Source organism: Mesorhizobium sp. M0615 (genome assembly GCF_040320805.1).
In the GTDB taxonomy this organism is placed as follows: domain Bacteria; phylum Pseudomonadota; class Alphaproteobacteria; order Rhizobiales; family Rhizobiaceae; genus Mesorhizobium.
In genome coordinates this window covers 113704-124814 of the sequence record NZ_JAMYQI010000016.1, presented here as the reverse complement: position 1 = coordinate 124814, position 11111 = coordinate 113704, and the positions used below count along the sequence as shown (strand labels likewise).

The following is an 11111-nucleotide window of genomic DNA, read 5'->3' as shown; positions in this document are numbered from 1 at the left end:
GCATCTTCCCCAACACCGAAAGCTGCCTGCGCCTGGTCAGGGCGTTGGCCGTCGAGACCAATGAAAACTGGATGGAGGCCAACCGGGATACATCACATGGACGACCTGCGCGAGCACAAGAAGCTCGCTCTGCGCCAAGCCGCATGATCAGCATCATGGCCGCCCCTTTTTGCAGAACTTGACGCACACAACCGCGTACGAAAGTCCCCGGCAGGGAACCTCGGGTCACAGGTGATAGCTATTAAACTAGGATTTCGGATTTGGCAGAAGTCGGCGATGGCGTGACCGCCGGTCGGGAGGCTCTTGGGGTGAAAACGGACAGACGGCTTCGCCGCGCCGCGCGCAAGCATGGCCGCGAAAATTCATTGGCCAGGCAGATTTCCTTGGCTGGTCTTGGACCATCAGCAGAAGGCGCGATTTGCCCCGCATCATCGAGCGCAACCGAGTGGCCTCGATGACAAACGATGGTACTTTCCTCAGCCTTGCCTGAACATGCGGGAATGTAACTTAGCCGCAAGTGGAATGGTAAAACCGCACGGAAGGCTGACAGGCCGCGTCGGGGTTGAAAGACAAGCATCTTCGGCCAGCAGAGGAGGCCGAAGCATTGATCAGCTTGGCTGGCAAAGGTCTCGCGACTCGGCACTCTTTTCCGCGTCGCGAGACCCGTTGTCAGTTGGCGCTGGCGACCGGCGCCACCAGCGGTGTGATGCGGCGAATTGCGACGCGGCGGTTCTGTCGTTCGGACCCTGTCGTGTTTACCTTAAGATAGCGCTCGCCATAGCCTTGGGTCGTCAGGTTCTCTGGCTCGATGCCGAAGGAGGTGGTGAGGGCCTCGGCAACGGCCTCTGCTCGCTGGTCGGACAAGGCCAGGTTTGCATTGTCGCTACCGACGGCGTCGGTATGGCCTTCGACCAAGAATGTTTCGGCCGGGTTCTTCTTCAGCAGCCGCTCCATTGCGTCCGCAACGCCTTGCAGCTTTTGGACTTCGCTGTCCGAGATCGCCGCCGAACCGGACTCGAAATTCAACGTGTCGAGATCAACCCGCCGGGCGATATCGCGCACACGCGCCGAGCGCTTGACCTCGTCGACCGAGTAGAGCCGCTGGACCTTTTCCACCGGCGGTTGCTCCAGGAAGGTATAGTAGTCGTCGGCATTCTCGACCAAATCGGACTCCAGGATATATTGTTTGCGCGGGATGTTCAGCCGCATCGGTGGCAAGTCATCACCAGGATCGCGCCAATCCTGTACGTCCTGGTAATACCTCTCGTCGACATAGCTCAGCACATACTCGCGGCCGTCGGGCGTGATGCGCGATCGCTGGATGACATCGCCAAAGCGGTTGCGGATGGTGACGATTTGGATGCCATTGTCCCGAACGATTGTCTCGCGCGTGCGGTCGCCCGGCAGATCCTCGTAGTATACATCCTTGGCACCACGGTTCATTCGCGGAGCTTCGTTGCTCCGGACGATCGTCTGGTTGTTGAACTGGATGATGATCCGGCCGCCAATTTCGGTGAGAACATCGGCGCCCTTTGGACGCTCCGGCGCCTGGCTATCCGGGGCCTTGTCGCGGCGGGTACCCTTTTCATCCGTCACCGGAACAATCTTCTCAGGCTTGATTTCCTGCTGCGCTGCCTTGTCGTCCGCAGGAGGCGGTCCGGAGTCTACGGGGGCAGCCGCAGAAGCGGGGGCCTGACCTCCATCGCTCTGCTGAGCGGGCATTTTGCCGTCCTTGCCCGGACGTTTTGCATCTTTTTCGCTGTCGAGGACTGGTGCGGCGTTCGGATCTGCTGGAGCCTCGCCCTGAACTGGCTTTTCGCTTTGGGCGGGCGCCGCTGGCTCACCATTAGCTGGGGCGGTTGCAGGCTGCTGATCGGTCGAAGGTTGTTCTCCAGTCACGGGCTGCGTTGGTGCAGGCGCCTCGGCGGCAGGCTGCTCGGCGGCAGGTTTCTTTTCTGGCTTGCTCGTAGGTTCCGCCGGCTGTTCGCCCTGGGCAGGCGCAGGCTGATCGGTCGTAGCAGGCGCCTGGGGAGCCGGAGTGGGTATAGGTGCCTTATCTGCAGGTGGCTGGACTTGCTTAACTGGAGCCGATTTGTCTGGGGCCGGCTGCGCTGGCGCAGCCTCGGACGCCGGCGCCGGCGCGGCCGGTTGAGCAGGCTGTTCCTTCGCGGATGGTTCAGCCGGTGGGGTGGATTCTTGAACGGGAGCTGCCTCGGACGCAGGTGCTGCCTCTTTTGGCTGCTCCTGCGGTTTCTGAGCAGGCTGTGGTTCGGTCGCTGGCGGTGGAGCAGCGTTTTCCCCCGGAGCCTGCTGCCTCAGCGCGCAGGCTTCGGCGGACTCGCCCTCCTTGCATTTTAACTTGATAAAGATCGGCGGTGGGGATGCGACGAACCGTGCGGGACCGGAGGCGGCGCTGCTGAGGGGCGCGAAGGGCCCGAACGGCGCGGACGCGATCAGCAAACCGAGTGCAGTGCTAGCCAAAATTTTTGGTCGGCGTGTCATTTGAATTCTCCTTGACGTGTCCCGTCGTTACTGAAACTGGGCAACTGCTACATTCGTTCCGGTTCGATCTGGAATGCCGCGCTTGCTAACAGCCGACGGGCAGATTGCTTCGGAGGCGACGCCGCGAGCCGAGCCGCAGATCCAGTCCGCCGGAGGACGCCGCGGCCTGTTCCGGGGTAATCTGCGGTATGAGAACGCCCGCTGGCTAGCGGATGGGCCTTCTGGACCCTTCTGACCGTCTGGGACCCAGCGGGCAAATGGCTTCAGTGCCGCGAACTGACGCTGCAGGCGCACGACTTCAATCAGTGTCAAAATATCCGGCCCGGCCCAGCGACCTGGGTTGGATTGCTAACCGGAACCTGTTGGTTGTGCCGTTCATCGCCCTGGGTGGAAGGCGCAGGCGCCTCGGAGAGGCTGCCATGGTTCAAATGCGTGCAGTGCTCATAATCATGGCCGCGCGCACCGCATCGAGAACAGCACATGGGGAGTTGGTATAACAGCATCTACTACAATGCAGGACTCGGCTTTTGGTTGCCACGGCCGACCACGGTTGTTGGATTTCCGCAAGGCGCCACCTCAAGCCGACCCTAGCGAGGATGCCGAGATTGTGAGCTTCAATGTCCACAGCGAACAAGAATGGCCGTTTGCGCCGCTCGGAGGCATTTGATTTAAAAGCGGCTCTGCTTGGCCGACAGGCGCCCAGCCACCGCGGGGCGCTGCCCCGCAGCCGCACAGTTTGGGCTAATCGGACGCATATGCGGTCTGCCTCAGCTTTTGCGGGATTTTTGCTTTTAAAGACGCGGAATCCGGCTCAGAACCATGATGCTCCGGCCGTTCACGATATCTCGATAAGGGATAAGGGATAAGGGTCTGCAGCGCTTGTAGGTAGCGTTGCGTTTGAGTCCGTCGGAATGTGCGGAACGTGTCCGAGGTCGCGTTGGGCGGACGCTTCCCCAATAGCGGGTTAAGCAGCTAGACGATAACCTTTAGATCCGGCGAACTGTTTTCTCGTCGAAGTAGGCTGCGCGCCTGTCGCCCAGTTTCACACGCGCCTGCCTTTCCAACCGATTCGCCATATCTAAAGTTTCTAAATTAGTTACACCTTATGGAACTTTGGTGCGGGCTCTTCATTTTCATCCGCATGCGAGCCTCTGTGATCCAAAGCGTCGGGACGGGAGTGAACGCGTCGCCGCGCTACTCGCTGGTCCTGCCGATATATAATGAAGAACAAGTGCTGCCGCGACTGATCGAACGGATCAGATCACTGATCAGTCGGCTGGACGGAGAGACCGAGGCGATTTTCGTCGATGACGGTAGTCATGACGGCAGCGTCAAATACCTTCGGCGGGTGGTCACCGCCGAACCTCGCTTCCGGCTTATCGAGCTTTCCCGTAATTTCGGACACCAGATTGCGATCACGGCAGGCATGGATGCTGCTGCGGGGGATGCCGTCATCGTCATGGATGCCGACCTGCAAGATCCACCGGAGGTCGTTCTTGATCTCGTGGCAAAGTGGAAGGAAGGTTTCGAGATCGTGTACGCCCGCCGTGTTAAGCGCGAAGGCGAATCGTGGTTCAAGCGGCTTAGCGCCGATCTTTTCTACCGTTTCCTGGAGAAGATGACGGCGGTCAACATCCCGCGCAACGTCGGGGACTTCCGCCTGGTCGGCCGCCATGCGCTGGACGTCTTCAGACACATGCCTGAACATGATCGCTTCGTCAGAGGCATGTTCGGCTGGATGGGATTCAAGCAAGCGGCGGTGCCATTCGAACGCCCTCCGAGGACCATCGGCCAGACCAAATACCCTTTCTGGAAGATGATGCACCTTGCCGTTCACGCCGTTGTCAGCTTCTCGGAAAAGCCGCTCCACTTTGCGCTTTGGGGCGGATCGGCGATTTCCGCACTTGCCCTGACCTTTGGCGCTTACGCCGTGTTCGCCTGGATTTTTGAAACCGGCGTCATTGCCGGCTGGACGTCCACCGTGGTGATCGTATCGTTTCTGTGTGGCATCAATCTTTTCATGACCGGCGTGGTCGGCCTCTATGTCGGTAGTATCCACGCCGAGGTGAAACGCCGACCTCTTTACGTGATCAATCGGCTTACCGGCTTCGACGAGCCGGTGCCTGCCATCGCTGGTGGGCGCCGGAGATCATTTCGCAAGCCCAACAACGGAGTCGCTCCCGGTGGCCGAACTCTTCGACAGCTATAGATCCAGTTATGCAGAGACGATCGATGGGTCGATCCGCTTTTCCGGACTCAAGCACGATTTCTTTTTGGCTGCAAAGGCCGACCTGCTGCGGCGCATAGTCTCCGAGCGAGGACTTCGTCGCCGGGGAGCCATGGTGCGGGCGCTTGATGTGGGCTGCGGTGTCGGTTCGCTCCATCCTTATCTAGACGGCGCTTTCGATCGCCTGGATGGCTGCGACGTCTCGCAAGGGTCGATCCAGCGCGCCAGCGAGGACAATCCGGGCGTCGTCTATAGGACATGCACCACGACGGGCCTGCCTTATGACGACTGCGTGTTCGACTTGGCCTTTGCCAGTTGTGTTGTTCATCATGTTTCGCCCGCATCCTGGCTCGATTTTTTTCGCGAGATGCGACGGGTCGTGCGGCAAGGCGGCGTCGCCTGCATCATCGAGCACAATCCCTATAATCCGCTGACGCGTCTGGCGGTGCTCCGGTGTCCGTTCGACCAAGACGCGGTCCTGCTCAACGCGGTCAGAGCAGTGGCCCTCTTTCGACAAGCAGGCTTTAGGGAGGTTCGATCCGAGCACTTCCTGCTGCTCCCGTCGACCGGCGGGTTCGCCAGACAGGTTGAGCGTGCCCTGGCGCTGCTGCCGCTTGGAGCCCAGTATGCGTGTAGTGGGCGTGTCTGAGCATCGATCTGCCGGCGGCGGCGCCCTAAAGCTTCTGGCCCGCTTCGGCCTGGTCGGCATCGCCGCCACAATCCTGTATGCCGCCTTGGCAACCGCCTTTGTCAAATCGGAACGGTTCGGCTTCAGCCCCGTCCGAGCGTCCCTTGCAGCTTACGCAGCCGCGGCGTTGTTTTCCTATCTCGCGCACAGGTCAGTAACCTTCATGTCGCGTGGGTCGCACAGATCAGAGGCTCCGCGTTTTCTCTTGCTGGCGGCGATCGGCTTGGCGATCGCCTATGGCGCGCCGGCGCTTTTGACGGCGAAGCTGGGCCTCCCTCTCATCTTCCCCATCATGATTACCTGCTTGCTTGTGCCCGGGATCAATTTCGTCGTGCTCGACCGATGGGTCTTTGCGGAACACATTCCCGATCAGACCGGCGATGGCTGATACGTAATCCGCCAGAAAGATTCGTTCTAAAGCAGTTCATCGTTTCACGGAAACGTGCTGCTCCAAAGCCGCTTGCTGAATCGCGGCCTCCAACGCAAGGAACGATCTCATGCAGATAATTTTGACCACGACGACGTGACGATCAGTGATTTGCCCTCTACGCAGGGTGGTGATCACCGAATGGTTTGTCGCCGCAGACAAGCCCTAATTTCATTAATCTTCCGTTCCGAAGGGAGCCCTGCGTCCCGTACCGATCAGCCGTTCGAGGCGAACGACGCGCAAAAGAAAACGTGACCCCGGCGGACGCTGCGTAGTGCCGCAATCCCGGCGACCAATGATCTCGAGCCCGCCGCGCTCTACCCTATCGCGATTGGCTGCCGGCCAGCGGCGAGGAGGCACGCGACGGCTCTCCTCCATCCGGGAGGTGCAGGCACATGGATGATCGCGGAACTGTTGTGCTGCTGAAATAGAGTAACTCCAGAAAGTCGTGAAGCGGTGTTCCTTCCGGAATCGCGTTAAATAAAGAGTTAGAGCACTTCACCGTTTGCACAAAACGGTGAAGTGCTCTCTAGTCGGCGTCGAGCCGAAACGATACCAATTTAATGGCGCGTTTGTAGATCTTGCTGGCGGCTGGGCTTGGCGGAATCCCGTCGCGATAATCGAAAGTCACTTCGAGTATCTTTGCGCTAGCAAACGCTGCGTGCGGGATCGCGAACGAGATCGTCGTCGGGTCTTTGCTCGACAGTGTTACCTCGTGTACGCGAACTCCGTTCACCGAGATGATTACCCTTTGGGTGGTCTGTGGTGGACGAATGACGGCGGACATTTGTAGCGTTGCCGTAAGCTCGTCGCGAAGCTGAGGTATTTCCAGTCTCAACCGAGAGGTCTCGCCCAGCGAATGGGTTCCGTCGGCTACCGGGCCCGACCAACCGCAGACCATCATGCCGGCTGCTTGTTTGGCGCCGTCGGATCGAAACGATACCGTCTGGCCAGGAGTGTAGCTGCCAACCGCATCGCGATTGAGGCACGTTGTCGTGCGATCGATGTAATAGGCCCGATAATCGGCGTTGACATCTGGATTGAGAGCGAGTGCGAGGATGATGATCTCGCACACGGCCAGAACCAACGCCAGCGCGTAGCCGCGAGTCGAGCCAGCACGGCCATAGAGTGACAGGCTGTCAGACCAGGGCAAGATAGCCTCCAATCCACGCCAAAGTCATGAAATAAGATGCGCCCAGGAAAAGAGCCAAAATCACCAGATAGGTCAGCTTCGATACCGACAGCAGCTCGGCAATCAACATCAGCAGCGGCGCAAGCCCAATGACGTATCTAACCATGGAAGCCAGGTTGGTGATCAACGGCAGGATGATGCTGCTCGCACAGAAGAGCGCAGCGCCATATCGCCTGCGGGCCGCCAGAACGACCGATAGTGTCAGCCCTATAATCGCTGCGAGCGCGCTCCATTGCGGCGCCGTGGGCAGCCAGCCTTTTGTCGGAACAGCAGCGAGACCGTCCCATAGAAAAAGGAGCGGATCGCCAGCAACCCGCCCAAACGCGCGCTGGACGTGCAAGAAAGCAAACCCGTCCCCGACAGTGAGATACAAAAAGAGCATGTAAGCAAACAGGCCGGCGGGCGAGATGAAGATAGCTACCAGCATATCCGGACGACCAAGTACCCATCGCGGGAAAGACACCGCCGACCCGCCCTGCTGGCGGTGCTGCTCGAACATTTTATTGACCATTGCAAACACAGCAAGGACCCCGACCAGCCTCGTTGCCGACAGCAAAGCGCATGTAACGCCAGCGGCCAGGTAGTTGGAGCGCTTGAGTGCCAAAAAGACGCACGACGTCAGTAGCACGAAAAGAGGTTCGGTAAGGAACGTGGTGAAGTGGAAGGAGAACGGCCCGCTAAGCAGAAAAGCGCAATACAGTATGTAAGCGCGGACGTTCTTCTCCAGAAGTGGCCATGCCACAAGGCAGGCGGCATAGCTGCACGCAGTCGAGGTGATCGTCGCGATCAGAATCGTGGAAAAAGGGAAAGCAAACCGAAGGGTCGTCACGAGCATGGGATACAATGGAAAAAAGCCCCAACGTCCGACGTTGCTTTGGCCTGGAATGGGAAAACGCTCGTAGCCGTGTTCGGAAATGTCCACATACCACGCGCAGTCCCACCTGCAGAGCGCACGCGCATAAGCTTCGAAGCCTGGCACTGCCGAGACTGAATGGAATGCAGCATACCGAATGACAAGCCCGCTGATCATGAACAGGAGCGGAACCGAAGCGGCGATGACCCAAAGGCGACCGCCAGCGTTTGCGCGGGCCAAGTCTCCAAGCGCCAGTTGTGTCTCCACAGGTGAGGCCGCCATACTCTCCGATGGCGAGCCTGTGTTCGCCTGCTCGATGGCGCTGCCAGCCATAAAATCGGTCCCTCGAAAGCACCAAGATCATCAACCAGACTTGAAGCCCCGTCTGCGACTGAACTTAAGGATCAACGATGCTCGCGCCGCTTCGGTTCCTTCTGCAGCAGGAAGTCCTTGGGTCAGGTCGACCGATCACACCAGCCGAGGAAGGGAGCGATATTCGCGCTTCGACGGCACCGTTTCCTCGCAACGGGCGACCTTCTTCATCGACATGCATGGCTGGGCGGCCGACCGCGCTGGGTACCTCGCCGGTGAGGGCCGCCTAGAAGGCGATCTCGCCATCCGCCAAGCCTTTGAATGTCAGATGTTCTTCCGCCGACGAGATCGAGGAAGTCGTTCTCCCAAACATCCATACCGACAATGCGCCAGCGGCCGGCAAAGGCCTTCGGGAACCTTGGCCATCAGCCGGTCTCCGCCAAAAATCGCGCCATTGACACTCAGGCACACCCGTTTCCTTGACTAGGTTTCGGAATGCAGAGCGGTGAACGTCGGCCTGGAACGCGGACACGGCAACAGGAGCCGGGTCGGCATCTTCCCAGCCTCGCGCCACGTCGTCGCGATGACGTTGACGAAGCCGGTTCAGCAGTTCGCGTGAAGCCGCATTTCTTTGTCGAGTTGTCCATCTCCCTGCGAAGTGCGGTGGTCCCCGCCATGGACTGCTGCCGAGATAGGAAGGTGGCCTGAAGGTCCGCCAGAGCGATATCCGTATGCGTTGCAACCATCGCAGCCACCCTCAAAAGCAATGGTAAACCCCACATTAATAGGCTCGCCGAAAACCTTACAGGGGTGCCGGGCCGATGCTATCTCTTGTTCTGTCATCGCAATGAAGGACGACATGCTCGAGCACCCGTAGGACACCTATTGCATGGAAAAAGCTGTAGGCCTTTACAGGTGCCCGGGAAATCCGCCGTTTGTCTGCCTTGTGGAGCGGGACAAAGCAAGTTACCTGGCTCAGGCCGCCTACCGTGAAGCGGGGCACAAGCCCGACATCGAAGCATTGCCGTGGGAAGCTGACTACAGGGCTGCCAAACAAAGGAAGACCTGTTCTATCGTTGTCTCTCGCCCTTAGCACCGCGACATGATCAGTTTGCCAAGTAGTCGTTACGGCGGACGACCGCGTTGAGGATCGCTTCGTAGGCGCTGCCGACGTGTTCCTCGATCTCTGTCGTTTTGATGCCGAGCGCTTTAGCATCGGCGAAAAGCTCTTGGGTCAGCTCGGCAACAGAGATGACACCGGCACCGACCGTATCAGGGACCTTGTTCAAAATCCACTTGTGCAGAAAGTCTGCGCCGCGCGTGCTCATGAGCAGATAAAGCGCCCGCGCATATTAGTTTCGGCTCATCTTGACGCCAGCGCCGGCTGCTCCAGGCTCTTGGACATGGCTCGGGGCAATATCAAAGTCGGCGACGAGGTCGCCGTCCCGCGATTGTAAGAGGTCGGGTGATCCCGATCGCATAAGGGTGACGATCCCCACCTATGACTTCCCGCATTGTGTTGTCGCTTCGATCTCTCAGTGATTGGCCAGCATTGAATTAATCGGCCCGGTCACGCGCATCGGCGGCGACAAGGTGACCGTCAGCCTCCGGCCATTGGTGACTGTCGAGGCCGAGCACGTGCGCCTGGTCGAAAGCCATATGGCGCCGCTGCGGCAAAAAAGGCCGCATGTTGACAAAGTTCAACTTCGCTGCGGACCACAAGTGCGGTCCTTTAAATTAGCGGAAGCGATATTTGCTTACCTCCTTCCTTTCTATGTCGGCGCTCTGGTCGCCCTCCTGGTTGCTGCCGGCCGCTTGCCCTTGCCTGCAGTTCGGTGGTCGTTGAAGCGCTCCGGCATCGCATTCGAGACCCAAGACTGGTGCGCACGGATCATGACATTCAATTCCGCTCTCTACAGGAACAAGTGCCTTTCCTGGAGATTGGGATTCGACGCCGCAACGGCGTCGAACCCCAAGGAGACTCACATGAAACGTAAGATTTTGACAGCTACAGCGATCTCTCTCTGTCTCGCCACCGCGGCCTTCGCGCAGTCGTCGGGAACATCCAGCGGCACGAACGGAACGTCCGGCTCATCGGCCGGGTCCAGTATGAGCTCTACGTCCGGCTCCGGCCAAAGCGGTATCCCGAGCGGCTGGGACAGCAAGCTCTCCGGCTCATTCTTCCGCGACGCCAATTCGGGAAGACTTCTGTCGCAGGATGAGATCCGCAAGAACTGGTCGTCCCTGAGCTCTGAACAGCAGGCACAGGTTCGCTCCGACTGCTCGAGGATGACGGCCAGTAACGGCACTGGCTCTGGCACAATGACCGGCACGTCAGGTAGCTCGGCTTCGACCGGCAGTGATACAACGGCGAGTATCGGCACCGGCTCTGGCACAGCCACCGGCACTTCAGGCAGCTCTGGTTCGACCGGCAGTAACACCACGGCCAGCAACAGCACTGGTTCGGGTACAACCACCGGCACGTCGGGATCCTCGAATACAGCTGGCGATACGACCGCCAGCACCAGCACGGGTTCGGGCGCGAACTCGGCTGCTCAAATGGCTTCGATGCAGCAGCTCTGCACTCAGGTTCAAGGGATGTGAGTGAATGCGGCGCTCCGGGCCGGCTTGGCCGGAATAAGAAGAGGCCTTGAAGGCCCGGGCATCGCTTTGGTTTGGTAGCCATTCGGCGCTGAAGTCGGCCGGAGACCGGGGTCAGAACTTCGCCCTGTTCCTGCCGTTGATGCTGGCAGTGCATGGAGGCTAGGGACGCTATTCGGGGGCCTGGGCTCTACCTGCGCGATTGCTGCAGGGAACGCTTGCCCTCCGTGCCAGCTCGAAGATTGGCGTTCGGCGTCATCGTCGCGCCACCTGAGAGTTCCACCCGTTGGTCGAGAGCATGGCGTTTCG

General features: G+C 59.4%; 8 protein-coding genes and 1 pseudogene. 5 read left to right on the top strand and 4 right to left on the bottom strand.

The window, feature by feature from the left end:
• Positions 1 to 147, top strand: a pseudogene (locus NKI46_RS25890) (transposase); the annotation flags it as partial.
• 522 nt (positions 148 to 669) lie between these two features.
• Here the strand turns inward: NKI46_RS25890 and NKI46_RS25885 are convergent.
• Positions 670 to 2502, bottom strand: coding sequence for an OmpA family protein (locus NKI46_RS25885; RefSeq protein WP_352748661.1), 1833 nt, complete (start codon positions 2500 to 2502; stop codon positions 670 to 672).
• 1141 nt (positions 2503 to 3643) lie between these two features.
• On the opposite strand from NKI46_RS25885, the gene NKI46_RS25880 reads away from it, so the two are divergent.
• The 3 genes from NKI46_RS25880 to NKI46_RS25870 are packed head-to-tail and all read left to right on the top strand — an operon-like array spanning position 3644 to position 5805.
• Positions 3644 to 4711, top strand: a complete 1068-nt coding sequence (locus NKI46_RS25880) for a glycosyltransferase family 2 protein (protein WP_352656103.1) — start codon at positions 3644 to 3646, stop codon at positions 4709 to 4711.
• Positions 4686 to 5378, top strand: a complete 693-nt coding sequence (locus tag NKI46_RS25875) for a class I SAM-dependent methyltransferase (RefSeq protein WP_352748658.1) — start codon at positions 4686 to 4688, stop codon at positions 5376 to 5378. Before NKI46_RS25880 ends, NKI46_RS25875 begins: the two co-directional genes overlap by 26 nt.
• Complete coding sequence (locus NKI46_RS25870) at positions 5356 to 5805, top strand: GtrA family protein (RefSeq protein WP_352748655.1); 450 nt, start codon at positions 5356 to 5358, stop codon at positions 5803 to 5805. Before NKI46_RS25875 ends, NKI46_RS25870 begins: the two co-directional genes overlap by 23 nt.
• A 568-nt stretch (positions 5806 to 6373) precedes the next feature.
• Here the strand turns inward: NKI46_RS25870 and NKI46_RS25865 are convergent.
• The 3 genes from NKI46_RS25865 to NKI46_RS25855 all read right to left on the bottom strand — a co-directional run bounded on the left by NKI46_RS25865 (position 6374) and on the right by NKI46_RS25855 (position 9529).
• The gene (locus NKI46_RS25865) at positions 6374 to 6997 is read right to left on the bottom strand and encodes a hypothetical protein (RefSeq protein ID WP_352748652.1); all 624 of its coding nucleotides are present in this window, start codon (positions 6995 to 6997) and stop codon (positions 6374 to 6376) included.
• Positions 6984 to 8222: a putative hexosyltransferase gene (locus tag NKI46_RS25860; RefSeq protein WP_352748650.1), complete on the bottom strand. Its 1239-nt coding sequence runs from the start codon at positions 8220 to 8222 to the stop codon at positions 6984 to 6986. The genes NKI46_RS25865 and NKI46_RS25860 overlap by 14 nt, the downstream gene beginning before the upstream one ends.
• Positions 8223 to 9307: 1085 nt before the next feature.
• Positions 9308 to 9529 carry a DUF768 domain-containing protein gene (locus tag NKI46_RS25855; RefSeq protein WP_352748648.1) on the bottom strand — a complete coding sequence of 74 codons (222 nt, stop codon included), beginning with the start codon at positions 9527 to 9529 and terminating at the stop codon, positions 9308 to 9310.
• A 214-nt stretch (positions 9530 to 9743) separates the two neighbouring features.
• Between NKI46_RS25855 and NKI46_RS25850 the strand changes: the two genes are divergently transcribed.
• Positions 9744 to 10805: a hypothetical protein gene (locus NKI46_RS25850; protein ID WP_352748647.1), complete on the top strand. Its 1062-nt coding sequence runs from the start codon at positions 9744 to 9746 to the stop codon at positions 10803 to 10805.
• Positions 10806 to 11111: the final 306 nt, after the last annotated feature.

Bases quoted from the DNA above. Each gene is read 5' to 3' on its own strand.
- NKI46_RS25885 (WP_352748661.1), bottom strand. From the start codon at position 2,502: ATGACACGCCGACCAAAAATTTTGGCTAGCACTGCACTCGGTTTGCTG.
- NKI46_RS25880 (WP_352656103.1), top strand. From the start codon at position 3,644: ATGCGAGCCTCTGTGATCCAAAGCGTCGGGACGGGAGTGAACGCGTCG.
- NKI46_RS25870 (WP_352748655.1), top strand. From the start codon at position 5,356: ATGCGTGTAGTGGGCGTGTCTGAGCATCGATCTGCCGGCGGCGGCGCC.
- NKI46_RS25860 (WP_352748650.1), bottom strand. From the start codon at position 8,222: ATGGCTGGCAGCGCCATCGAGCAGGCGAACACAGGCTCGCCATCGGAG.
- NKI46_RS25855 (WP_352748648.1), bottom strand. From the start codon at position 9,529: ATGAGCACGCGCGGCGCAGACTTTCTGCACAAGTGGATTTTGAACAAG.